The sequence below is a fragment of the Curtobacterium sp. ODYSSEY 48 V2 genome, from assembly GCF_023712625.1.
Taxonomy (GTDB): domain Bacteria; phylum Actinomycetota; class Actinomycetes; order Actinomycetales; family Microbacteriaceae; genus Curtobacterium.
In genome coordinates this window covers 32388-55229 of the sequence record NZ_JAMAXX010000001.1, presented here as the reverse complement: position 1 = coordinate 55229, position 22842 = coordinate 32388, and the positions used below count along the sequence as shown (strand labels likewise).

General features: G+C 72.1%; 23 protein-coding genes. 19 read left to right on the top strand and 4 right to left on the bottom strand.

What is annotated here, in order from left to right:
- Window positions 1-94: 94 nt before the first annotated feature.
- Entirely contained in the window at window positions 95-1537 is a 1443-nt protein-coding gene (locus tag M3666_RS00240) for a sugar transferase (protein ID WP_251154139.1), read from the top strand.
- A 235-nt stretch (window positions 1538-1772) separates the two neighbouring features.
- Complete coding sequence (gene tatA / locus M3666_RS00235) at window positions 1773-2063, top strand: twin-arginine translocase TatA/TatE family subunit (RefSeq protein WP_374109562.1); 291 nt, start codon at window positions 1773-1775, stop codon at window positions 2061-2063.
- A 101-nt stretch (window positions 2064-2164) separates the two neighbouring features.
- On the opposite strand, the gene M3666_RS00230 is transcribed toward tatA, so the two are convergent.
- A complete protein-coding gene (locus tag M3666_RS00230) occupies window positions 2165-3352 on the bottom strand; it encodes a heparan-alpha-glucosaminide N-acetyltransferase domain-containing protein (protein ID WP_209684133.1) in 1188 nt (395 codons plus the stop codon).
- Between the two features lie 77 nt (window positions 3353-3429).
- Between M3666_RS00230 and M3666_RS00225 the strand changes: the two genes are divergently transcribed.
- The 15 genes from M3666_RS00225 to M3666_RS00160 all read left to right on the top strand — a co-directional run bounded on the left by M3666_RS00225 (window position 3430) and on the right by M3666_RS00160 (window position 19096).
- Window positions 3430-4824 (top strand): MFS transporter, encoded by a 1395-nt coding sequence (locus tag M3666_RS00225; protein ID WP_251154138.1) that lies wholly within the window; start codon window positions 3430-3432, stop codon window positions 4822-4824.
- Between the two features lie 53 nt (window positions 4825-4877).
- Window positions 4878-7046, top strand: coding sequence for an ATP-dependent Clp protease ATP-binding subunit (locus tag M3666_RS00220; RefSeq protein WP_251154137.1), 2169 nt, complete (start codon window positions 4878-4880; stop codon window positions 7044-7046).
- A 136-nt stretch (window positions 7047-7182) separates the two neighbouring features.
- Entirely contained in the window at window positions 7183-7305 is a 123-nt protein-coding gene (locus M3666_RS16550) for a hypothetical protein (RefSeq protein WP_271826999.1), read from the top strand.
- Between the two features lie 23 nt (window positions 7306-7328).
- Window positions 7329-7982: a response regulator transcription factor gene (locus M3666_RS00215; protein WP_200884151.1), complete on the top strand. Its 654-nt coding sequence runs from the start codon at window positions 7329-7331 to the stop codon at window positions 7980-7982.
- Window positions 7964-9112, top strand: a complete 1149-nt coding sequence (locus M3666_RS00210) for a HAMP domain-containing sensor histidine kinase (protein ID WP_251154136.1) — start codon at window positions 7964-7966, stop codon at window positions 9110-9112. Before M3666_RS00215 ends, M3666_RS00210 begins: the two co-directional genes overlap by 19 nt.
- A gap of 47 nt (window positions 9113-9159) precedes the next feature.
- Window positions 9160-9669, top strand: a complete 510-nt coding sequence (locus M3666_RS00205; RefSeq protein ID WP_251154135.1) for a hypothetical protein — start codon at window positions 9160-9162, stop codon at window positions 9667-9669.
- Between the two features lie 43 nt (window positions 9670-9712).
- Window positions 9713-10192, top strand: coding sequence for a hypothetical protein (locus M3666_RS00200; protein ID WP_251154134.1), 480 nt, complete (start codon window positions 9713-9715; stop codon window positions 10190-10192).
- Window positions 10189-11232: an efflux RND transporter periplasmic adaptor subunit gene (locus M3666_RS00195; protein ID WP_251154133.1), complete on the top strand. Its 1044-nt coding sequence runs from the start codon at window positions 10189-10191 to the stop codon at window positions 11230-11232. The genes M3666_RS00200 and M3666_RS00195 overlap by 4 nt, the downstream gene beginning before the upstream one ends.
- Complete coding sequence (locus tag M3666_RS00190) at window positions 11229-11993, top strand: ABC transporter ATP-binding protein (protein ID WP_251154132.1); 765 nt, start codon at window positions 11229-11231, stop codon at window positions 11991-11993. The genes M3666_RS00195 and M3666_RS00190 overlap by 4 nt, the downstream gene beginning before the upstream one ends.
- The gene (locus M3666_RS00185) at window positions 11990-13174 is read left to right on the top strand and encodes an ABC transporter permease (RefSeq protein WP_251154131.1); all 1185 of its coding nucleotides are present in this window, start codon (window positions 11990-11992) and stop codon (window positions 13172-13174) included. The genes M3666_RS00190 and M3666_RS00185 overlap by 4 nt, the downstream gene beginning before the upstream one ends.
- Window positions 13175-13265: 91 nt before the next feature.
- The gene (locus M3666_RS00180; RefSeq protein ID WP_066652001.1) at window positions 13266-13820 is read left to right on the top strand and encodes a DUF2231 domain-containing protein; all 555 of its coding nucleotides are present in this window, start codon (window positions 13266-13268) and stop codon (window positions 13818-13820) included.
- Between the two features lie 149 nt (window positions 13821-13969).
- Window positions 13970-14758 carry a DeoR/GlpR family DNA-binding transcription regulator gene (locus tag M3666_RS00175; protein ID WP_066652003.1) on the top strand — a complete coding sequence of 263 codons (789 nt, stop codon included), beginning with the start codon at window positions 13970-13972 and terminating at the stop codon, window positions 14756-14758.
- Between the two features lie 17 nt (window positions 14759-14775).
- Window positions 14776-15780 (top strand): 1-phosphofructokinase family hexose kinase, encoded by a 1005-nt coding sequence (locus tag M3666_RS00170; RefSeq protein WP_235426453.1) that lies wholly within the window; start codon window positions 14776-14778, stop codon window positions 15778-15780.
- A gap of 82 nt (window positions 15781-15862) precedes the next feature.
- Window positions 15863-17992, top strand: coding sequence for a fructose-specific PTS transporter subunit EIIC (locus M3666_RS00165; protein WP_251154130.1), 2130 nt, complete (start codon window positions 15863-15865; stop codon window positions 17990-17992).
- 330 nt (window positions 17993-18322) lie between these two features.
- Window positions 18323-19096 carry a DedA family protein gene (locus tag M3666_RS00160; protein ID WP_081984594.1) on the top strand — a complete coding sequence of 258 codons (774 nt, stop codon included), beginning with the start codon at window positions 18323-18325 and terminating at the stop codon, window positions 19094-19096.
- Between the two features lie 4 nt (window positions 19097-19100).
- Here M3666_RS00160 and M3666_RS00155 read toward each other — a convergent pair whose 3' ends face one another.
- On the bottom strand, window positions 19101-19304 hold the full coding sequence (locus tag M3666_RS00155) for a DUF2945 domain-containing protein (protein WP_058729617.1): 204 nt from the start codon (window positions 19302-19304) through the stop codon (window positions 19101-19103).
- A gap of 200 nt (window positions 19305-19504) precedes the next feature.
- Here M3666_RS00155 and M3666_RS00150 point away from each other — a divergent pair, with 200 nt between their 5' ends.
- Window positions 19505-20557 carry a serine/threonine-protein kinase gene (locus tag M3666_RS00150; protein WP_066652012.1) on the top strand — a complete coding sequence of 351 codons (1053 nt, stop codon included), beginning with the start codon at window positions 19505-19507 and terminating at the stop codon, window positions 20555-20557.
- Between the two features lie 64 nt (window positions 20558-20621).
- Window positions 20622-21245, top strand: a complete 624-nt coding sequence (locus tag M3666_RS00145) for a phosphoribosylanthranilate isomerase (RefSeq protein WP_251154129.1) — start codon at window positions 20622-20624, stop codon at window positions 21243-21245.
- 91 nt (window positions 21246-21336) lie between these two features.
- Here the strand turns inward: M3666_RS00145 and M3666_RS00140 are convergent, their stop codons facing one another.
- Both M3666_RS00140 and M3666_RS00135 read right to left on the bottom strand, forming a co-directional pair.
- Window positions 21337-22095: an HAD-IIB family hydrolase gene (locus M3666_RS00140; RefSeq protein ID WP_251154128.1), complete on the bottom strand. Its 759-nt coding sequence runs from the start codon at window positions 22093-22095 to the stop codon at window positions 21337-21339.
- A 110-nt stretch (window positions 22096-22205) separates the two neighbouring features.
- Window positions 22206-22799 (bottom strand): nitroreductase family protein, encoded by a 594-nt coding sequence (locus M3666_RS00135; protein WP_066652018.1) that lies wholly within the window; start codon window positions 22797-22799, stop codon window positions 22206-22208.
- Between the last annotated feature and the right edge of the window lie 43 nt (window positions 22800-22842).

Below are 22842 nucleotides of genomic sequence, written 5' to 3'. Positions count from 1 at the left end.
TACTGGCCGGGTCCGGTGTCACCGGACCCGGCACGGAACGCCCCTGCCGGCCATCGTCCGGAGGTGCTGGATGTCTCTCGCAGTGCGTCGGCCGATGACGAGCACGCCTCGACGAGGTGTCCCTGCGGGAGCATCGCACCGGTTCTCGCTCGTCGTCGGCGCGCTCGACCTCGGGCTGCTCGTCGTCGCGTTCGGCGTCGCGCACGCCCTCCGGTTCCCGTGGGAGGGGCCCTCCCTCACGACCAGCCCCGGCTGGACCGAGGTCGTGACGGCCCCCGCGATCATCCTGCTCTGGACTGCCCTGCTCTCCGGCTTCCGGACGCGCGACCCCCGCATCGCCGGCGTCGGTGGTGAGGAGTACCGACGGCTCGTGACCGCGAGCCTCGCCGCCGCCGCAGCAGTCGCCGTGATCGCCTACGCGGTCCGTCTCGACATCGCGCGGGGGTACGTGGCGATCGCGTTCCCGCTCGGCCTGGTCCTGCTCGCGCTCGGGCGCAAGGCCGTCCGCACGGTCATCGCCCGGCGCCGGGTCCAGGGGCGGCAGCTGCTCGACGTCCTGCTCGTCGGTGACCTGGACGACGTCCGGTACGTCGGACGACGCATCGCCGCAGCCCCCGCCGCGGGCTACCGGGTCGCGGCCGTCGTCACGGACTGCGCCGAGGTCGGCACGGAGGTCTCCCTCGGCGATGACGCCTCGCAGGTCGTCGGCGGGATCGACGACGTGCTCGACGTCGCGACGTCGACCGGGGTCGCCGCCGTCGTGGTCACCGGTGCGATCCGCGGCGGGCACGAGCGGCTGCGTCGTCTCGGCTGGCAGCTCGAGGAGCGCGGCGTCGAACTCGTCGTCTCCTCGCCGCTGGCCGACATCGCGTCGGGTCGTGTCCACGAGCGACCCGTGGACGGCTTGCCGCTGATGCACGTGGAGACGCCCGACTACGGGTGCCGTCGGGGCAAGCGTCTGCTCGACGTGGTCGGGTCCGCCGTCGGCCTGGTCGTGCTCGCGCCGCTGCTCGCGGCGATCGCCGTCGTCATCCGGCTCGACGACGGAGGCCCGGTGTTCTTCCGGCAGCGCCGGGTCGGCCGGGGCGGGCAGGAGTTCTCCATCCTGAAGTTCCGCACGATGTGCGTCGACGCCGAGGCCCGGATCGCCGAACTCGACGCTGCCAACGAGGGCTCGGGGCCCCTGTTCAAGCTCCAGCGAGATCCTCGGGTGACGCGGGTCGGTGCGTTCCTTCGTCGGACGTCGCTCGACGAGCTGCCGCAGCTGTGGAACGTCCTCGCCGGGTCGATGAGCCTCGTCGGCCCCCGCCCCGCGCTGCCGAGTGAGGTCGCGGTGTACGAGGACTTCGCCGACCGGCGCCTGCTCGTCACGCCCGGCATGACCGGACTGTGGCAGGTCAGTGGTCGGTCCGACCTCGACTGGGTCGAGGGCGTGCGGCTCGACCTGCACTACGTCGAGAACTGGTCGTTCGTGCACGACCTCGTGATCCTCGCCAGGACGATCCCGTCCGTCCTGCGGTCCCGCGGCGCCTACTAGCCGCCCCACCGACGCCGGCCGCGCCTTGACCCGCGGCCGGAACGGCGCACCCCCGGAGAGCAGCGGCCTCCGGGGGTGCTGCCATGTCGTCCGGTGCAGCCTGTGCGAACGGTGTCCGTTCCCGCTCCCGCCTGGGCTTCCGGTCGGGTGCGGGTTACGATGATCGGACGACGGACTTCCGCCCTCCCGGTCGACGATGACCGGACGGGCGTCGCCAGACCCAGAACAAGGAGACATGATGCTCGGAAACCTGACGGGGATCCACCTGCTGATCATCCTCGGGATCATCATCCTGCTGTTCGGTGCGACCAAGCTCCCGGCGCTCGCCAAGGGCCTGGGCCAGTCGATCAACATCTTCAAGAAGGAGATGGGCGACGACAAGAAGAAGAACGAAGACGGCACCGTGAACACGGCGACGACCGGTCCGACCGTGCAGAACACGGCGCAGCCGACCGCGCAGCCCGTCGTCAACCCCGGCCCCTCGGTGCAGCCCGACGTGCACTCGACCGCCGAGCCCAAGAACTAGGACACCCAGCCCCGTCCTGTCGGCAGCCCCCGCGACCACTCTGGTCGCGGGGGCTTCGGCGTTCGGGCGACGTCCTGCTCCGGCCCTGGTCCTGGTCGACGTCAGGACGTCGTGGTCGGTGGATCGTCGAGTGCTCGGGCGGCACGTCGGGTGAGCGCCTCGAGGGGACCCCGACGACCGGAGCGGTGGACGAGCAGTGCGGCGACGACGGCGGCCACGAGGAGGACGACGAAGGGTCCCCACCCGCCGAGTGCCGGCAGCGGGTCCGGTTCGCCCGATCGCGACCAGACGCCGACGGCCAGGACGTGCGCGCAGTAGAGCGTCAGCGCGAGACGGCCGACGGCGCTGAGCGGGAGCAGGACCGTCGGGGCGTACCGACCGAGGAGCCCGAGCGCAGCCAGCACCGCGAGGGCGATGCCGAGGGCTCCGACGAGCTCGAAGGTCGACCCGGCGTGCGGGGTGACGTCGAGCAGGCGTGCCCAGTCGATCCGCGGGAAGGTCGGGTTCTGGGCGACGATGCCGGGGCCGCCCTCCGGGACGGCGGGCGCCACCGGCGCGGAGCCGCTGCCGCTGCCGCTGTCCCCGCCTCCGCCGACGGGGATCATCGTCCCGACCGGTCCCGTGATGCCGAGTGCGGTGCCGATCGCGGCTCCGGCTCCGTACCCGGTCGCGGCGAGCCCGACACCCACCAGGAGCACCCGGCGCAGGACGTCGGCGCGGTCGAGCCCGAGTCGAGCCACGAGCACGCCCGCGAGGACGACCCCGAACCACGACACGGCGGGGTACCCGGTGAAGAGCAGCCCCGCGGTGCTGCTGCCGCCGGTCATCTCGACGACGGCCTGTCCGACGAGGGCGAGCACGGGACCGACCACGAGGGCGAGCACGGCGGCGAGGACGACCCAGCGGAGCCGGAGCCGCAGGAACGGCAGCGCGGCGACGAACAGCACGGCGTAGGTCGGCAGGATGACGAGCACGCCTCCGGGCACCAGGGTCAGGAGCCCGCCGATCGCCAGGAGCGTCGCGGCACGGGCGAGGACGTGCCGTCGGTCGCGGACCCGACCGGCCGGCCCCGGACCTGTGGTGAGCAGGACCAGGGAGGCCCCGGCGCAGAGCGCGAACAGGACCGAGGAGCGACCGTTCACGAGGTCGGGCCAGCTCGACGGATCCGTCCAGTCGAAGAGCGTGTCCGCCGCTCCGACGTGGGCGGCGAACATGCCGAGGACGGCGAGCCCGCGAGCGGCGTCGAGGCCGGCGAGACGTGGACGAGTGGGGGCGTTGACATGTTGCATGTCGACGATGCTCGCGAGCGCGCTGTTTCGTCGGCGCAACCGGTCGCCGGATCACTCCGACGAGGAGGATGGGGCGCATGACCGCTCCGGCCGCAACGGCCCCGCTCCGTGACGACCGCCGGGTGGTCCTCCTGGTCGCGATCCTCGCGTCCTTCGTCGTCGGGCTCGACTCGAGCGTCGTCAACGTCGCCCTGCCCGCGATCCGCCGGGAGCTCGGTGGTGGTCTCGTCGTGCAGCAGTGGACCGTCGACGCCTACCTGGTCACGCTCGGCTCGTTGATCCTGGTCGCCGGCTCCCTCTCGGACCTGTTCGGCCGGGTCCGGATCATCCGGTGGGGCCTGGTCGTCTTCGGCGTCGCCTCGGTGGTGTGCGCGATCGCGCCGACGGGCGAGGTCCTGGTCGTCGCCCGGGCGTTCCAGGGTGTCGGTGGGGCGCTCGTGACCCCGAGCGCCCTGGCGCTCATCGTCGCGGCGTTCCGGGGCGCCGCGCAGGCGAAGGCGATCGGGTCGTGGACGGCCTGGTCGAGCGCCGCGTCCATCCTCGGGCCGGTCGTCGGCGGGCTGATCGTCGACGGCATCGGCTGGCGCTGGATCTTCGTGGTGACGGCCGTGCCGATCGCGGTGACCATCCCCCTGGTCCGGCGGATCTCCGGCGACGTGGTCACCGGCGACCGTCCGCGGGTGGACGTGATCGGCGCGGTGCTCGCCGTGGTCGGGGTCGGCGGTGTCGTCCTCGGCCTGATCGAGCAGGAGCGCCTCGGGTGGGGCGCGCCGGTCGTCGTCGCCGCGCTCGTGCTCGGCGCGGCGTCCCTCGTGGCCTTCGTGCCGTGGGAGCTCCGCGTGACCCGGACCGCCGGCTCGCCCCTGGTGCCGCTGGAGCTGTTCCGCGCGCGCAACTTCACGGTCGGCAACCTGGCGACGCTCTCGATCTACGGGGCGCTCGGGATGGTGTTCTTCGTCGTGACCCTGTTCCTGCAGGAGGTGTGGGACTTCCCCGCGTGGGTCGCCGGACTCGCGACGTTGCCGCCGACGCTGATGCTCCTGGCGCTGTCCACCACGGTCGGTTCGTTCTCCGGCCGGTACGGTCCACGGTGGTTCATGGCTGCCGGGCCAGCCGTGGCCGCGGTCGGCGCGCTGCTGATGCTGCTCGCCGGCGACGACCCGGCGGGCTACTGGTGGTCGGTGCTGCCCGGGCTCGTGCTGATCGGCGCGGGGATCGCGACCATGGTGACGCCGTTGACGAGTGCCGTCCTCGGATCGGTGCCGCAGGCGGAGGCCGGTGCCGGGTCCGCCGTGAACAACGCGGTCGCCCGCATCGCCGGGCTGGTGACGGTGGCCCTGGCGGGCGTCGTCCTGGGTGGCGGGGTGAGCGTCGACGGGTTGCACCGCGCGATGGTCGTGATGGCGCTGCTGCTCGCCGCCGGAGCCGTCGTCAGCGCGGTCGGGATCCGGAATGCACCGCTGCGCTCGTAAGTTGAGTGCAGTAGACTCAAGTACACCACCACCGCACGGAAAGGACGGACCGCATGGCGAACCTCCAGGGCGCCCCCGACTCGCAGGAACGGCAGAAGACCGCCCTCGAGCAGTACGGCGTCGACCTCACCGCGATCGCGCGGAGCGGCAAGCTCGACCCGGTGATCGGTCGTGACGCCGAGATCCGCCGTGTCTCCCAGGTGCTGACGCGGCGGACCAAGAACAACCCCGTGCTCATCGGTGAGCCCGGGGTCGGCAAGACCGCCGTGGTCGAGGGTCTCGCGCAGCGCATCGTCGCCGGCGACGTCGCCGACTCGCTGAAGGACAAGCGGCTCGTGTCGCTCGACATGTCCGCCCTCATCGCCGGCGCGAAGTACCGCGGCGAGTTCGAGGAGCGGCTCAAGGCCGTCCTCAAGGAGATCGACGACTCGGACGGTCAGGTCATCACGTTCATCGACGAGCTGCACACGCTGATGGGGGCCGGCGGCGGTGAAGGGTCCGTCGCGGCGTCGAACATGCTCAAGCCGATGCTCGCCCGCGGTGAGCTGCGGCTGATCGGCGCGACGACGCTCGACGAGTACCGCGAGTACATCGAGAAGGACGCCGCGCTCGAGCGCCGCTTCCAGCAGGTGTTCGTGGGGGAGCCGAGCGTCGAGGACACCGTGGCGATCCTCCGCGGACTCAAGGAGCGGTACGAGGCGCACCACAAGGTGACCATCAACGACTCCGCCCTGGTCGCCGCTGCGAGCCTGTCGAACCGGTACATCTCGGGGCGACAGCTCCCCGACAAGGCGATCGACCTCATCGACGAGGCCGCCAGCCGACTGCGCATGGAGATCGACTCGAGCCCGGTCGAGATCGACGAGCTCAAGCGCAGCGTGGACCGTCTGCGTGTCGAGGAGTTCGCGCTGAAGCAGGAGAAGGACGACGCGTCGAAGGCGCGGCTGGCGACCCTGCGCGCGGAGCTCGCCGGGCGCCAGGAGCGGCTCGACGAGCTCGAGCAGCGGTGGCAGGCCGAGCGGGCGAGCCTCAACCGCATCGGTGAGCTCAAGCAGCAGCTCGACGAGCTGAACATGCGCAGCCAGCGCGCGCAGCGGGAGGCGCAGTACGAGACGGTGTCGCGCATCGAGTACGGCGAGAAGCCCCGGATCGAGGCCGAGCTCGCGGCGGCCGAGCAGGCCGAGAGTGCCGACCGCATGGTGAACGACAGCGTCACGGACGAGGACATCGCCGCCGTGATCGCGCAGTGGACGGGCATCCCGATGGGGCGCCTGCTGCAGGGCGAGACCGAGAAGCTCCTGCACCTGGAGACCGAGCTCGGCCGTCGGATCATCGGGCAGCGCGCCGCGGTGTCCACCGTGTCCGAGGCGGTGCGTCGCACCCGCGCCGGCATCTCCGACCCGGACCGCCCGACGGGCTCGTTCCTGTTCCTCGGCCCCACCGGCGTCGGCAAGACCGAGCTCGCCAAGGCGCTCGCCGAGTTCCTGTTCGACGACGAGAAGGCCCTCGTCCGCATCGACATGAGCGAGTACGGCGAGAAGCACTCGGTCGCTCGGCTCATCGGTGCCCCGCCCGGGTACGTCGGGTACGAGGCCGGCGGGCAGCTCACCGAGACCGTCCGGCGCCGCCCGTACTCGGTGGTGCTGCTCGACGAGGTCGAGAAGGCGCACCCCGAGGTGTTCGACGTCCTGCTCCAGGTGCTCGACGACGGACGCCTGACCGACGGGCAGGGGCGCACGGTCGACTTCCGGAACACGATCATGGTCCTGACGTCGAACCTCGGATCGCAGTTCATGACCGACCTGACGCTCACGGACGAGCAACGGGACGAGGCCGTGCGTGAGCTCGTGCAGCAGGCGTTCCGGCCCGAGTTCGTGAACCGTCTCGACGACATCGTCGTGTTCCAGGCGCTCACCACCGACGACCTCGGCCAGATCGTGTCGCTGTACGTCGACCGTCTGGCTCGTCGTCTGTCGGACCGCCGACTCGAGCTGGCCGTGACGCCGGCGGCGCGCAGCTGGCTCGCCGACCGCGGCTACGACCCCGTCTACGGGGCGAGGCCGCTCCGCCGCCTCATGCAGCGGCAGATCGACGACCGGTTGGCGCGGGCGATCCTGTCCGGGGACGTCCGCGACGGGGACACCGTCCGCGTGGACGTCGCCGCGTGCGGCGACGAGCTGACGGTCGAGCCGTTCGAGCTCGCGGAGATCGTCGAGGAGTAGGTCGCGTCCGCCCTGCGGCAGGGTGCGGCCGGGAGGCCCGGTGTCGGTCCGTCGGACCGGCACCGGGCCTCCCGGTCGTTGCGTCGCCCTCGGCAGCGTTACGGCCGCGAAACAGTGCACGCGCGACGGTGGTCGCATGGAACCACAGACCGTCGAAACCGTCCCCCTGTTCATCACCCGATCCGCGGAGACGACCGAGTTCGTCGTGCGGTTCGACGAACGGCGGGGGACCGTCCACCTCGACTCAGCGGATTCATAGACATCGCATGTGAAATGTCGAATGTGCGTGTACTCGTGGTCGACGATGAGACCTCCCTGGCCGATCTCGTCGCGAAGGGACTCTGTCGCCAGGACATGGCCGTCGACGTCGCCCACCGGGGCGACGAGGCGGACGAACTCCTGTCGGTGAACGACTACGACGTCGTCGTGCTCGACCGCGACCTGCCGGGTCTGCACGGGGACGAGGTCGCGCGTCGACTCGCGGCGAGGGGTTCGCTGACCCGGATCCTCATGCTGACCGCCGCGACCACGCTGGCAGACCGCGTGCACGGGCTCGAACTCGGTGCGGACGACTACCTCGCGAAGCCGTTCGAGTACCCGGAGCTCGTCGCCAGGGTCCGTGCGCTCGGGCGGCGGAGCGTCGCGCCGGTCGCGCCGGTGCTCGAGCGGGACGGGATCGTCGTCGACTCGAACCGGCGCATCGCCACCCGCGACGGCCGACCGCTCGACCTGACGTCGAAGGAGCTCGGCGTGCTCGAGGTGCTGCTCCGCGCGGACGGTCGCATCGTCTCGTCCGAGGAGCTGCTCGAGAAGGTCTGGGACATGAACATCGACCCGTTCACGGCGGCCGTCCGGGTGACCCTGTCGAAGCTCCGCAAGAAGCTCGGGCCGCCGGACCCGATCCGGACCGTCCCGGGGTGCGGGTACGCACTGTGACGCGGCTCTGGAGCATCGGCGTCCGGACGACCGTCGGATTCGCGGTCTCCGCGATGGCCCTGACCACGGGCGTGCTCGTGTTCGTCGCGCTCGCGTCCCAGTGGTCGCTCCGCGCAGCCACCGAGTTCCGACCGACGGCGCTGTCCTCGGCCGCGACGCCGTCGGTCGGACGTGATCCGCACGTCGACCCCTCGGCGGTGCCCTCCGGTGCGGTCGCCTTCGTGCAGGTCGCCGCCGAGCAGCAGTGGCAGTGGTCGGCGGTCGGCATCGCCGTCGCGGGGGTGCTCGCCGGTCTGCTCGGCTGGGTCCTGAGCCGCCAGGTCCTGCGCCCGATCGACCGGATGGCGCGCACCGCCGACCGGATCTCGGCGTCGACCCTCCACGAACGCATCGCGCTCGACGGTCCCGACGACGAACTCCGCAGGCTCGCGCGCACGGTGGACGCCCTGCTCGACCGGCTCGAGGCGGCGTTCGCGAGCCAACGGCGGTTCGTGGCGCAGGCCGCGCACGAGTTGCGCACGCCGCTCGCGGTGCAGCGCGCGTCGGTGCAGATCGGGCTGCCCGACGACGCCACCCCCGCCGAGCTCGCGGCGGTCCGGGCGGAGCTCCTCGAGCAGAACCGTCGCACCGAGCACCTCGTCGACTCGCTCCTGGTGCTCGCCGAGGCGGAGCGCGGACTCGAGGACCGGTCGACGGCGGTCGACCTCGGTGCCGTCGCCCGTGACGTCGTCGCGCAGGCCGCCGGTGCTGCGCGTGACGCCGACGTCACGCTCGTCGTCGACGAGCAGGACGTGCCCCGCGGGCTGACCGGCGAACCGCTGCTCGTCCGGCAACTCGTCGGCAACCTGGTCGACAACGCGATCGAGTACAACGAACCGGGCGGCACGGTCCTCGTCCGCACAGGCGTGCACGGGGTGACGGTCGAGAACACCGGGGTGCTCGTCGACCCGGACGAGGTCCAGCACCTCACCGAGCCGTTCCGTCGCGGGGAGCACCCGGGCTCGAAGCGGCACAGCGGCCTCGGACTGTCGATCGTCGCCGCGATCGCGGACGCGCACGGCTGGTCGCTCCGGCTCGAGCCCCTGCCCGACGGCGGGCTCCGCGCCGTCGTCGGTGTTTCGTCGGTGTAATCGGCGGGCAGCCGTCCCCGAAACACCGCGTCCGGTGTCCTGGATGCATGAACCACACCACCACACCGCCTCGCCACCGGCTCCTCCGGTTCGCCGTCGTCGGTGCGCTCGTCCTGGCCGCACCGCTCGCACTCACCGCGTGCTCCGGATCGTCCGGATCGCCCGTGGAGGAGTCCTCCGCCTCCGGTGGTCTCGGCACGAAGTGGGGGTCGTGCATGCGCGACGCCGGCTTCGACGTCGAGGACCCGACGGACGAGACCGTCAGCACCGGCGCGGTCATCACGCCGCCCGGGGTCGACCAGGTCCGCTTCGCACAGGCCGCGCAGACGTGCGGTCGGCAGATCGGGGTCGGCGGCGCCAGCTCGGCCGAGAAGGACAAGTGGAAGCGCCAGTACGCAGCCGTCGACTCCTGCATCCGCGAGACCTACCCCGACGCTCCGGCCCAGGAGCCCGGGAGCCTCGACTACGGCGATCTCTCCCAGGACCCGGCGTTCCAACAGGCCTGGGACGACTGCATGGCGAAGCACGCGCCGGACACGCAGTCCGTCCAGCAGTGACCCTCCGCCGAGACCGATCGACCACGACCGTACGGAGCACGACATGACGACGACGACCATCCGAACCGGGATCGCAGCAGCGGTCCTCCTCCTGACCGGCGTCCTCGCCGGCTGCTCGTCCGCGGACGCGGGCGGTGCCACATCGGCCGCCACCCCACCTGCCGGCAGCACCGACCACGCGGTCGCGTCCTGCATGCGCGACGCCGGCTACGACGTCACCGACGAGGACTTCCGGTTCCTCCCCGCGAAGGGTGACACCGAGGGGCAGCAGGCCGCTCTCACGAAGTGCCTGCAGGAACACGACCCGGCGCAGGCCCGTGACATCGAGGCGAGCGAGAACGATCCGGAGGTCCGGGCGATCGCGGAGAAGGTCGGGAAGTGCATGCGCGCCGCCGGGTACGCCGACTACCCCGACGACGCACGGGACGCTGCCTCCTACGAGGCCCCGGCGGGTGACGCAGCCTTCGGCGACCGTCTCCTCACCTGCTACCAGGACGCGGGCGCAAAGGTGGCGACGAAGTGACCCCCGCCGCGAAGCGCGCGACGATCGCCAGCGCCTGCTTGGCGGCGGTGTTGGCCGCCGGGGTGGGGACGTGGGCGGTCGTCGGTGGCACCACGACGGAGTCCTCGGCTGCCGAGACCCGTCAGCAGCACGTGACGGCACCCGTCACGAAGGGCGACCTGACCGACTCGAAGGTCTTCGCCGGCACCCTCGGGTACGGCGCGTCCACCGGTGTGCCCGGTGCTGCGGCGGGCACGGTGACCTGGTTGCCCGAGCCGGGTCAGGTCATCGAACAGGACCAGCCGCTCTACGCCGTCGACGAGCGCCCGGTCCGGGCGATGTACGGATCGACACCGCTCTGGCGCTCGCTCGAGTACGGCCAGCGCGGCGCGGACGTCCGGCAGCTCAACGAGGACCTCGCCGCACTCGGCTACGACGTGGCGGTCGACGACCGGTTCGGCCGGCGCACCCTCGCCGCCGTGCAGCGCTGGCAGAAGGACCGCGGACTGACGGTGACGGGGACGGTGACGAAGGACGACATCGTGTTCGTCGACGGCCCGGTGCGCGTCGACTCGATCGCAGCGAAGCTCGGACAGCCGGTCGGCGGGGACGTCCTCGAGGTGACGAGCACGAAGCGCGTCGTGAACGCCTCGGTCCCTCAGGCGAACGCCCAGCGGTTGGCGGTCGGCACGAAGGTCCGCATCCGGATCAACGGCAGCGGTGACCCGATCGACGGCGAGGTCGTCGACGCAGAGGCAGCCCAGTCGGACACCGGCGGCAAGAGCGTCGACGCCACCATCGCGTTCGACGCCGGTGACCGCGAGGTCCCCGCCGCGGCCACCGTCCAGGTCGAGGCGCCGGGCCAGACCGAACGGGACGTGCTCTCCGTGCCGGTGCAGGCTCTCACCGCGACCGGGCGCTCCGGGGAGTACGCCGTCGACGTCGCCCGCCGGGACGGCACGACGAAGCGCGTCGCCGTCACGGTCGGACTCGTCGCCGACGGGCGGGCAGCGGTCACGGGAGACCTCCACGAGGGCGACGAGGTCGTGGTGCCCTCGTGAGGGCCACGCTCCTCGACGCCTCGTCGTCCGACGGTCCGGTGCACGCGGACCCGGTCGTGCACCTGCGGGGCGTGTCGAAGTCGTACGGTGACGTCCGGGCGCTCCACGACGTCTCGCTCGACGTCGCGGCGGGCGAACTCGTCGCGGTCGTCGGGCCGTCCGGCTCGGGCAAGTCGACGATGCTGAACACCATCGGCACGCTCGACCGCCCGACGTCGGGCAGCGTGGCCATCGCCGGGCACGACATCGGGGCGATGCGCGACGACGACCTCTCGCGGCTCCGCGCCGACCACATCGGCTTCGTGTTCCAGCACTTCCACCTGCAGGCCGGGGCGACCGCGACCGAGAACGTCGCGGACGGCCTCCTCTACGCGGGCGTCCCCCGACGGCTCCGGACGCGCCGTGCGGTCGACGCCCTGGGTCGCGTCGGGCTCGGCCACCGCGTCGACCACCGTCCGAACCAGCTGTCCGGTGGTGAGAAGCAGCGCGTCGCGATCGCCCGCGCCATCGTCGGCGATCCGACCATCCTGCTCGCCGACGAGCCGACCGGGGCGCTCGACAGTGCGTCCGGGCGGCGGATCCTCGCACTCCTCCGCGAACTGAACGACAGCGGTACGACGGTGCTCGTCATCACGCACGACCTCGCCCTGGCGGCGTCGCTGCCGCGGCAGGTGCGGATGCGCGACGGCTCGGTCGAAGCGGACTCCAGCACGTCCGACGCGGGGCTCCTCGACGAGGCCATCGCCGGGGTCGGACGATGAGCGCGCGGACGGTGGGAGCCGGTGACCTGCTCCGCCTCGGGGTCTTCGGGCTCCGCACCCGGCCGGGGCGCGTGGTGCTCTCGGCCCTCGGCATCGCGATCGGCATCGCCGCGATGATCGCCGTCGTCGGCATCTCGTCGTCGAGCAAGGCCGCACTCGACCGTGTCCTGGACGCGCTGGGCACGAACGTCCTGACCGTGACGAAGTCGGAGGGCTTCGGGGACGTCCCGCCCCTGCCGACCACGGCCGTCGCGTCGGCGCTGCGACAGCCCGTCGTGCAGGAAGCGGCAGCCGTCGGCGAGGCGAAGGACGGACGCGTCCACCGCAGCCCGTTCGTGCCGGCGGCGGAGTCGAAGGGCATCGGGGTGATGGCGGTCTGGGGTGACGTGCCGTCGCTGCTCGGCGGCTCGTTGACCGCAGGTCGGTGGGTCGACCCGTCGCCGCACGCACCGGCGCAGGTGGTCCTCGGCGCGGTCGCGGCCCGGAACCTCGGGATCGACGAGGTGCGCCCCGACTCGAAGGTGTGGATCGGCGGACAATGGGTGCAGGTCGTCGGCATCCTCGCACCGCTGCAGCTCGCCGAGGACCTGGACAACCAGGTGTTCGTTCCGCAGGACCTCGCCGCGTCGCTCGGCTTCGACGGCCACCCGTCTGCCGTCTACACCCGGGTCGATCCGGAGCGCGTCGCACAGGCCCGGGACGTCCTCGCCGATGCCATCCGTCCGGACGCGCCGCAGGAGGTCGGCGTCACCCGCCCGTCCGACGCCCTCGCGGCGAAGAACGCGACGGACGACTCGTTCACCGGGCTCCTGGTCGGGATCGGTGGGGTCGCCCTGCTCGTGGGCGGGATCGGTGTCGCGAACACGATGGTGATCACGGTCCTCGAACGACGGGCAGAAGTGGGTGTCCGGCGTGCACTCGGCGCCCGACGGCGGAACATCCGCGACCAGTTCCTGGTGGAGTCGCTGCTGCTCTCCTTCCTCGGCGGTGTCGCTGGGGTGGTCATCGGGCTGGGCGTCACGATCGCCTTCGCGCTCGCGCAGGGGTGGCCGGTGGCGATCCCGCTGTGGGCGGTCGGGGGCGGACTCGCCGCGACCGTGGTGATCGGCGGCGTCTCGGGTCTGTACCCGGCGGCCCGCGCCGCACGCATCCCGCCCACCTCGGCGCTCGCAGCGGTCTGACCGGTCGCGTGGTCCGCCGGGCGCACCGGTCGGGAAACCCGGTGCCGGTTCCTGGAACCGACACCGGGCCCGGCGGCCTAGCGTCCAGGGCATGCCAGAGCTGCCGATCATCCGTCGCCTCACCGACTCCATCGAGCACGCCAGCGTGCTCGACAAGGCCGTCGACCTCGACACGCGCGTCGTCCGCGCGGTCGCGAAGCCGAAGGCCCTGCGGCAGCTGCTGCACGGCGTGCCGTTCGGACACCCCCTGCACCCGCTGATGGTGCAGGTGCCACTCGGCGCCTGGATCTCGGCAGCCGTCCTCGACCTGATCGGCGGGAAGGGCAACGCGCGCGCGGCGCAGACGCTGACCGGGGTCGGGATCGCATCGGCGGGCAGTGCGTCGATCGCCGGCTACGTCGACTGGGCGGAGCTCTCGCTCGAGCAGCGCCGGACCGGGTGGGTGCACCAGGCGGTGAACTGGGTCGGCATCACGTTCTTCGGCCTGTCGTGGTGGCAGCGACGGAAGGGCAACACCGCGGCAGGCAAGGCGCTCGGCGTCGTCGGGCTCACCGTCGTGAGCGTCGGCGGGTACCTCGGCGGACACCTGTCCTACCGGCAGCGTGCCGGGGTGGGGTCGAGCGACCGGGTCCCCTTCGACGACTGACGCTCCATTCGGCCTCCACAGGAACGCCCGATCTGCACCGGCAGGTCGGGCGTTCCTTCGTTCGTGTTGGTTCTGCCGCGAAACAGTTGCGTTCGTGTTGCTTTCGGACGTACAGTTCCTCGAACCAACGAGAACGAAGGAGTTCCGGCATGTACGCAACCGAGCGGCAGGACGCCATCGCCGCCACGCTGCAGTCGGCCGGGCGGGTGTCCGTCGCCGACCTCGCCGAGCACTTCGACGTCACGACCGAGACCGTGCGCCGCGACCTCGACGCACTCGAGACCGCCGGTGTCCTGCGCCGGGTGCACGGGGGAGCGGTCCCCGTCGGACGCTCCAGCGTGGTCGAGCTCTCCGTCGCCGAGCGCGAGGGGCAGCACGGCACCGCGAAGACGGCGATCGCCCGCGCCGCGATGCGCCTGGTGCCGTCGTCGTTCACCGGGTCCATCGCCCTCGACGCCGGCACCACCTGCGCCGCCGTCGCCGCCGAGCTGGTCCGCTGGGAGCCCGCGACCCCCGGAGCCACCCTGACCGTCGTCACGAACTCGGTCCCGATCGCCGCCACCCTGCAGCACAGCGAGCACGTCGAGCTGCACCTGCTCGGCGGGCGGGTGCGCGGGCTGACGAGCGCGGCCGTCGGTACGGCCACCGTGGAGCAGATCGCGGCGCTCCGCCCGGACATCGCGTTCGTCGGCACGAACGGCCTGTCCGCCGGCTTCGGGCTGAGCACGCCCGACGAGTACGAGGCCGGGGTCAAGGGCGCCTACGTCCTCGCGGCGCGACGGAGCGTCGTCCTCGCCGACGCCGCCAAGCACGGCGTCGAGGCGCTCATGCGCTTCGCCCGACTCGACGAGGTCGACACCCTCGTCACCGACCAGGAGCCCCCGGCGGACCTCGCCGGTGCGCTCGCCGACGCCGACGTGGAGGTCGTGGTCGCATGAACCAGCAGGAGCACACCGTGCACCCCAGCACCCGGATCGTCACCGTGACGCCGAACCCGTCCCTCGACCGCACGATCGAGCTGGGCGGCGAGCTGCAGCGCGGCGCTGTGCAGCGGGCCGTCCGGACCACGGCCGAGCCAGGCGGCAAGGGCGTCAACGTCTCCCGGGTCGTCGTCGCGAGCGGCGGGGACACCCTCGCGGTCCTGCCCGGCGACGAGCTCGACCCCGTCCTGCTCGGCCTGGCGACCCGGGGCATCCCGACCGCCGCACTGCCGATCGGTGCCCCGCTCCGCTCGAACGTCACCGTCACCGAGCCGACCGGCACGACGACGAAGCTCAACGAGCCTGGGCCCTCGCTCGCGGGTCGTCTCGAGGACCTCGCCGCGCTCGTCGCCGACGCCGCCGGACCGACCCCGACCGGGCCGTCCGCCCGCTGGGTGGTGTTCGCCGGGTCCCTGCCGCCGGGCCTGCCCGACGACGCGCTCGCCGTGCTCGTCCGTGCCGTGCGCGAGCGCCACGGCGACGACGTCCGGGTCGCGGTCGACTCGTCGGGCATCCCGTTCACCGCGCTGCTGCAGTCGGGGGAGCGGATCGACCTGGTCAAGCCGAACGCGGAGGAACTCGCCGAGGTCGTCGGCGGTGACCCCGAGGTCTACGAGCAGGACCTCGAGGCAGCCGTCGCCGCCGCCCACCGGCTGCGCGAGAAGCACGTCGACACCGTGCTGCTCACACTCGGCAGCGCCGGCGCCGTCCTCGTCTCCGGCGAGGGCAGCCACGTCGCCGCCGCACCCCGCATCGTCGCCCGCTCGACGGTCGGTGCCGGTGACTCGTCCCTCGCGGGCTACCTGCTCGCCGAGGTCGCCGGAGCCTCGGCGTCCGAGCGCCTCGCCCAGGCCGTCGCCACGGGGGCCGCTGCCGCGGCACTGCCCGGGAGCGACGTGCCCGCCCTCGACCACACCGACCCCGGCAGCGTGACGGTCCGGACCCTGCACACGACGCAGGTCCCGGCGCCGATCGCCTGACCGATCCCGCAGCACCACCCCGCAGCACCACCCCGAACCAGCACTGCCCGCGCCCCCGGCGCCACTGCAAAGGAGCAACCCCATGTCCGCAGACACGACGCAGCGCCTCATCAGCGCCGAGCTCGTCGGCCTCGACGAGGACCTCGGCGCGACGTCGTCCGACGTCATCCGCGTGCTCGCCGACCGCGTCGCCGCGACCGGCCGCGCGGCCGACGGCGCCACCCTGGCCGAGGACGCCATCAAGCGCGAGGCGAGCGTCGGCACCGGTGTGCCCGGCGGCATCGCGATCCCGCACGCCCGGTCGGCCTCGGTGTCGAGCCCGACGCTGGCGTTCTCGCGGCTCGCACGGAAGGTGCCGTTCGGTGCGCCGGACGGCGACGCCGACGTCGTCTTCATGATCGCCGTGCCCGAGGGCGCCGACAAGGACCACCTCACGGTCCTGTCGACCCTCGCCCGGGCACTCATCCGCGAGGACTTCACCGCCGCGCTCCGCGCCGCCTCGACCCCGCAGGAGGTCGTCGACCTGGTGCAGCGTGAAGTGGGCGGCGAGGTCGCCGCAGCCGGTGTCGGGAACGGGAGCAGTGCCTCCCGTCCGACCACGTCGCAGCCCGCGCAGGCCGCAGCAGCCGGCGGCGCGACCGGCGGCGCCACCGGTGCCCGCAAGGTCATCGTCGGCGTCACCGCGTGCCCGACCGGCATCGCGCACACGTACATGGCCGCCGACGCCCTCGTCGCCGCCGCGGAGCGCGCCGGAGCCGAGATGCACGTCGAGACGCAGGGCTCCTCGCAGGTCGAGCCGCTCGACCCCGCGCTCATCGCCCGCGCCGACGCCGTCGTGTTCGCGGTCGACGTGGACGTCCGTGACCGCAGCCGCTTCGCCGGCAAGCCGCTCGTGTCCGGGCCGGTCAAGCGCGGCGTCGACGAGCCCGACGCGATGATCGCCGAGGCCATCCGCGCCGCCGACGACCCGAACGCCGCGCGCGTCCAGGGCGGTGCCGCGACCGCATCCGAGTCGAACAAGGCCGACGAGCACTTCGGGCAGGCGCTGAAGCGCTGGCTGCTCACCGGTGTGAGCTACATGATCCCGTTCGTCGCGGGCGGCGGTCTCCTCATCGCCCTCGGCTTCCTGCTCTCCGGCTACGCCATCGCGCTCCCGCACGGCGACTCCGGTCAGAACAACGCCGTCTACACGCTGACGAACTACACGCTCCTCAACCTGCCGCCGGAGGGCCTCGGCTACTACCTCGGTGCAGCGGCCTTCCAGATCGGCGGGGTGTCCCTCGGGTTCCTCGTCGCCGCCCTGGCCGGGTACATCGCCTACGCCATCGCCGACCGCCCGGGCATCGCGCCGGGCTTCGTCGCCGGGTCGATCGCCGTGTTCATGAACGCCGGCTTCCTCGGCGGGCTCGTCGGTGGTCTCATCGCCGGTGCCGCCGCGTACTGGATCGGCCGCATCCCGACCTGGCGCTGGCTCCGTGGCCTCATGCCGGTGGTGATCATCCCGCTGTTCGCGTCGATCATCGCCTCGGGCCTCATGCTCCTCGTGCTCGGTGGCCCGATCGCCTGGCTGATGACCCAGCTGACCGGGTTCCTCAACTCGCTCTCCGGTGCCTCGGCGATCCTGCTCGGCATCATCCTCGGCCTGATGATGGCGTTCGACCTCGGCGGCCCGGTCAACAAGGTGGCCTACGCGTTCGCCGTCGCCGGCCTCGGTGCGGGCACCGCCACGAACGTGGTGCCGTTCGAGATCATGGCGGCCGTGATGGCAGCCGGCATGGTCCCGCCGCTGGCCCTGGCGCTCGCCTCGACCGTGCTGTACCGCAAGGGCTTCACCAAGCCGGAGCGCGAGAACGGCAAGGCCGCCTGGCTGCTCGGCGCGTCCTTCATCTCCGAGGGGGCGATCCCGTTCGCGGCGGCCGACCCGCTGCGCGTCATCCCCGCCTCGATGATCGGTGCCGCGGTGACGGGTGCGATCTCGATGGGTGCCGGCGTCACGTCGCGCGCACCGCACGGTGGCATCTTCGTCTTCTTCGCCATCGGCGACGTCCTGATGTTCATCGTCGCGATCCTGGCGGGCACGGTCGTCTCCGCGCTGGTCCTGGTCGGGCTGAAGAAGTGGGTGCGCAAGTCGCCCGCCGCCGACTCCGTGGCCGCTGAGCAGGCAGCGGTGGCCGGCGAGACGGTCGGGCAGCGCGCGCCGGCCGCCGTGTAGCGGTCGTCACCACACGACGGACGGGAGGCCCGTGGCGGATCCGCCACGGGCCTCCCGTCCGTCGTCGTGCGGCTCGCGCCGCGGGGTCGTGCCGGGACGCGTCGCCGGGCTGCGAGACGCCGGCGTCTCCGCGAGACGCCGCCCCGCCGCCGAGACGCCGCCGGATGTGGAGGCGTCTCGGCGACGACGAGGCGTCTCGGTCCGACGCCGGCGTCTCGGGAGCGGCACCGATGACGGCGAGACGCCGGCGTCTCCGCGAGACGCCGGCGTCCGGCGCGTGCGCGGGCGGGTGCACCGTGATCTGTCAGGACACTCAGGGAGACTCGGGGCATGACGACCGCCCTCACGCTGCCGCCGACCCTGCCCGCGACGACCACCGCCGCGGGCTCCCGGCCGGAGGGCACCGAGGACCTCGGTGGGCTGTCGGGCTTCGTGCTCCAGCTCATCGACGCGCTGGGGGAGTGGGGCGTCGCACTGATGCTCTTCGTCGAGACGGTGTTCCCGCCGATCCCGTCCGAGGTGATCCTGCCCCTCGCGGGGTTCCTGGCGGGAGCCGGGCAGATGAACCTCGTCCTCGTCCTGGTGCTGGCGACGCTCGGGTCGTACCTCGGTGCACTCGTGCTCTACTGGCTCGGCGCGGTGATCGGGTTCGAACGGACCGTCCGGCTGCTGGGACGACTGCCGCTCGTCGACGAGGACGACTTCCGCAAGGCCGCCGACTGGTTCCACCGGCACGGCAAGAGCGCGGTCTTCTTCGGCCGCTTCGTGCCGATCGTCCGCAGCCTGATCTCGCTGCCCGCCGGCGCCGACCGGATGCACCTCGTGCCGTTCTCGGTCTTCACGATCATCGCCAGCGGCATCTGGAACAGCGCGCTCGTGCTGCTCGGTGCCGCGTTCGGCACGCAGTACGACAAGGTCGAGCAGTACACCGAGTGGATCGACCGCGTGCTCTACGTGGCGATCGCGGTCGTCGTCGTGACGTTCGTGGTCCGGCGCATCCGCCGCGTCCGTGCCGAGCGGGCCGAGCAGCGTGCGGCGGCGCAGGACGGCGCGACGACCGGAGCCGCCCGCGGACGCCGCCGTGCGACGCCCGCGAACGACTGACCGGTCACTTCTTCGTGAGTGCCGACTCCTTGTGGGCGGCCTTGTTGCCGGACTTCTCCGACTCGATGATCCAGTACGGGTCGTCGTCCGTCGGCTTGAAGTCCTGACCGTCGAACGTGAAGTCCTTCGTCTTCTTCTCGACGAGCTTGCCGGTCGTCTTGCCCTGCGAGGTGTTCCAGTGCACCTCGTCGCCCTTCGACAGCGCCACGATGTCCTCCTTGCGTAGTGGGTGTGGTTCCGTGACTCCGGACCGTACCCCCGCAGATCCGCGGATCCACGGGCATCTGTCCCCCATCACGATGTCGTAACGCCCCTGCGGGATCGAGGTGGGACGCGTACCGTTGACGGCGAGTCAGTTCGCGGCGTGTGCCGCGGTCCCCGATGGCTCCAGACGGAACGACGTGCACCATGACCCTGGTCGACAGCGCACGAGCCGACACGGTCCTCTCCGGCCGCTACCGGCTCGTCAAGCTCATCGGTACCGGTGGCATGGGGTCCGTGTACGAGGCCCGCGACGAGCACACCTACCGGCTCGTCGCCGTGAAGCTGTTCGCGACACCGGACTCGATGACCACGGCCGACCGCGTCCGTCAGGAACGCGAGATCCGCCTGCTCAGCATGCTCTCGCACCCGGGCCTCGTCCCGCTCTACGACGCCGGGACCCACGAGTTCGAGGACGGCCCGCACCGCTTCATCGTGATGGAGCTCATCGCCGACACGACGCTGCTCCGTCGGCTCGCCGGCGGTGCGCTGCACAACTACGAGGTCGCCGACCTCGGCGCACAGCTCGCCGACGCCCTGGCCTACGTGCACTCGCGCGGCATCGTGCACCGTGACGTCAAGCCGGCGAACATCCTCATCAACGACGAGGGCGCATCCGGCTTCGTCCGCTCGGTCAAGCTCACCGACTTCGGCGTCGCCCACTTCGTCGACGGCTCCCGCCTGACGAACGACGGCACGATCATCGGTACGGCCGCGTACCTCAGCCCGGAACAGGTGGCCGGTGAGCCGATCGGCTTCGCGACCGACGTGTACTCGCTCGGTCTGGTGCTGCTCGAGTCGCTGACCGGCAAGCAGGAGTACTCCGGCACCCTCATCGAGGCGGCCCTCGCGCGGCTCCGCAACGACCCGCAGGTCCCCGCGGAAGTGGGTGTCGAGTGGAAGGACCTGCTCGCCAAGATGACGCACCGCGACCCGGCGAAGCGCCCGACGGCCGTGGCCGTCGCGAACGCGTTGCGCGGCGGGTCGACGCAGATCACCGGTCCCGTGCCGCTCGGGCCGGACCGCACGAAGCACAAGCGTGACCACAAGCTGCACCGCGCGGCGCACAAGCACGCAAAGCGCGGGACCTTCACGGCGGTGCGCCGCTGGCGTCGCCGGAACGTGCTCGTCGGCTCGTTCGCCACGTTCGGTGTGCTCGCCGCGTGTGCGGCAGCGTACGTCGCGGGCACGCTGCACTGAGCGGGTTCGTCCGCAGCGCAGATCGAGGGCATCGTCCGACGGTCCGCCCTGGCAGGATGGGACCATGACCGACCAGCGCTGGATCAAGATCTGCGGCCTGTCGACGCCCGAGACCGTGGACGCCGCTGTGGACGCCGGTGCGGACGCGGTCGGGTTCGTGTTCGCCGCCGGCAGCCCCCGCACCGTGACGGCCGACCTGGCCAAGGAACTCGTCGAGCGGGTGCCCGACGGCATCGACGCCGTCGGGGTCTTCCGTGACCAGCCGATCGACGAGGTCGTGGGCATCGCGTCCGAGGTCGGGCTCACCACCCTGCAGCTGCACGGCCGCGAGTCGGCCAGCGACTTCGCCCGTGCCCGCGACGCGGGCTTCTTCACCATCCGCGCGGTGTCCGCCGACGACTACCTGCGCGAGACCGCCGAGCAGCGCGCGGCGTTCGACCACGACCTGCTGCTGCTCGACGCCGCGGTGCCCGGCAGCGGCACGCTGGTCGACCCGGCGACGCTCGCCGATCGGGTCGACGAGGCCTGGATCCTCGCGGGCGGTCTGACGCCCGCGAACGTCGTCGCCGCCGTGCAGGCGCTCGACCCGGACGGCGTCGACGTCTCGAGCGGCGTCGAGTCGGAGCGCGGCGTCAAGGACGCCGCGAAGATCCGCTCCTTCGTCGAGGCGGTCCGCAGCATCGCCTGACCGCGGGCGACGTCGCGCCTGACGCCACCACGGGACGGACGGGAGGCCCGGTGCCAGCTGGCACCGGGCCTCCCGTCCGTCCGTGTGCGCGTCAGCGCAGGGTGGGGATCAGGTCCGTGAGGAACGCGTCGGTGTCCTCCCAGCCCTCCACCGCGTGGCAGGGCACGCCGAGCGCCTTCACCGGGTAGTCGTTGCCCTCGGGGTCGAGGCGGTCGCCGACGAACAGCATGTCGTCGAGCGGGATGCCCGACAGCTCGGCGAGGCGACGCATGCCGTACGCCTTGTCGATGCCCTTCCGGGTGATGTCGACGCTGGTCGACCCGCCGGACCGGACCTCGAGGTCCGGGAGCTCCGCCTGGACGAGCCGACGCAGGTGGTCCTTCTTCTCGCCGGTCGGGTCCCAGCGCTTCTTGACGTCCACCGGGGCGGACTGGCCGAGCGCCGAGAACGTGATCTGCGAGCCGCGGTCCTCGAGGATCTCGCCCCAGGTCTCCGACTCCCAGTAGCCGGCGGCCTTCGCCTGCGACTCGACCGCCGCGAGGGCACGGGCCTTCTCGTCGTCCGTCAGGTCCTCGGCGTACTGCAGGGCCCAGTCCGACCCGGACCAGCGGTAGTACGCCGTACCGCACGTCGGGAGCAGGTGCAGGTCGTCGAGCACGAGGCCCTCGCGCTCGCGGAGCGGGTGCACGAGCTGCTGCTCGAACTGCTGGAAGTTGCCGCCCGAGATCACCGCGACGGGCACGGTGGCGAGCAGCGCGGCGAACGTCTCGAGCATGCGCGGGTCGAGCGGGGACTTCGACGGCGCGAGGGTGTCGTCGAGGTCGAAGGCGACGAGGCGGGGCGTGGTCATGACACCGATTCTGTCAGGCCCGGTGGGCAGCGGGGTCCCGGCCGTCGTGGTGCGGTGCCGCGCGTCGTCGTGGAGCGGTGCGCGTCGTCGTGCGCTGCTGCGCGTCGTCGCTACTCCTTGACGAGGACGACCTCGTCGAGGGGCAGGCGGGTGCGCGGAGCGACCTCGCGCTCGGCGGCCTTCTCGTCGAGCTGCGACGGGTCTGCCACGGTGCCGATCGCGGTCACGGTGTAGGGGAGGAAGCGCTCGGGCAGGTCGAAGGCGGCGCGGAGGCCCTCGGCGTCGATGCCGGCCATCTGGTGCACGTGGAGGCCCTCGGCGTGCGCTTGGACGGTCAGCGCGGTGAGGGACTGGCCGAGGTCGTACTGTGCGAAGGGGCGCTCGTCGCCGTCCTCGGTCGTGGTCTCGAGGATGCCGACCACCAGGGCACTGGCACGGAAGGCCCACGCGGCGTTGAAGCCGAGCAGGTTGTCGTTGATCTTCGCGAACGTGTCCGTGCCGCGGCGGCCGGCGACGAAGCGGCGCGGCTGGTGGTTCATCGCGGACGCGGCCCAGCGAGCGGCCTCGAGGACGGCGTCGAGCTGGGCGTCGGTCATCGTCGCGGTGTCGTCGTAGGAGCGCGGGCTCCAGCGCTCCTCGAGCAGCGGCACGAGGGGCTGGCTGGAGTCGGTCGAACGGGAGAGCGTGTCGGGCGTCGAGGTCATGGTGCCTGCAACGGTATTCGATGCGAACGCATTTCCCGGCTGA

Bases quoted from the DNA above. Each gene is read 5' to 3' on its own strand.
- M3666_RS00240 (WP_251154139.1), top strand. From the start codon at position 95: ATGACGAGCACGCCTCGACGAGGTGTCCCTGCGGGAGCATCGCACCGG.
- tatA (WP_374109562.1), top strand. From the start codon at position 1,773: ATGATGCTCGGAAACCTGACGGGGATCCACCTGCTGATCATCCTCGGG.
- M3666_RS00230 (WP_209684133.1), bottom strand. From the start codon at position 3,352: ATGCAACATGTCAACGCCCCCACTCGTCCACGTCTCGCCGGCCTCGAC.
- M3666_RS00225 (WP_251154138.1), top strand. From the start codon at position 3,430: ATGACCGCTCCGGCCGCAACGGCCCCGCTCCGTGACGACCGCCGGGTG.
- M3666_RS00220 (WP_251154137.1), top strand. From the start codon at position 4,878: ATGGCGAACCTCCAGGGCGCCCCCGACTCGCAGGAACGGCAGAAGACC.
- M3666_RS16550 (WP_271826999.1), top strand. From the start codon at position 7,183: ATGGAACCACAGACCGTCGAAACCGTCCCCCTGTTCATCACCCGATCC.
- M3666_RS00205 (WP_251154135.1), top strand. From the start codon at position 9,160: ATGAACCACACCACCACACCGCCTCGCCACCGGCTCCTCCGGTTCGCC.
- M3666_RS00200 (WP_251154134.1), top strand. From the start codon at position 9,713: ATGACGACGACGACCATCCGAACCGGGATCGCAGCAGCGGTCCTCCTC.
- M3666_RS00185 (WP_251154131.1), top strand. From the start codon at position 11,990: ATGAGCGCGCGGACGGTGGGAGCCGGTGACCTGCTCCGCCTCGGGGTC.
- M3666_RS00180 (WP_066652001.1), top strand. From the start codon at position 13,266: ATGCCAGAGCTGCCGATCATCCGTCGCCTCACCGACTCCATCGAGCAC.
- M3666_RS00175 (WP_066652003.1), top strand. From the start codon at position 13,970: ATGTACGCAACCGAGCGGCAGGACGCCATCGCCGCCACGCTGCAGTCG.
- M3666_RS00165 (WP_251154130.1), top strand. From the start codon at position 15,863: ATGTCCGCAGACACGACGCAGCGCCTCATCAGCGCCGAGCTCGTCGGC.
- M3666_RS00160 (WP_081984594.1), top strand. From the start codon at position 18,323: ATGACGACCGCCCTCACGCTGCCGCCGACCCTGCCCGCGACGACCACC.
- M3666_RS00150 (WP_066652012.1), top strand. From the start codon at position 19,505: ATGACCCTGGTCGACAGCGCACGAGCCGACACGGTCCTCTCCGGCCGC.
- M3666_RS00145 (WP_251154129.1), top strand. From the start codon at position 20,622: ATGACCGACCAGCGCTGGATCAAGATCTGCGGCCTGTCGACGCCCGAG.
- M3666_RS00140 (WP_251154128.1), bottom strand. From the start codon at position 22,095: ATGACCACGCCCCGCCTCGTCGCCTTCGACCTCGACGACACCCTCGCG.
- M3666_RS00135 (WP_066652018.1), bottom strand. From the start codon at position 22,799: ATGACCTCGACGCCCGACACGCTCTCCCGTTCGACCGACTCCAGCCAG.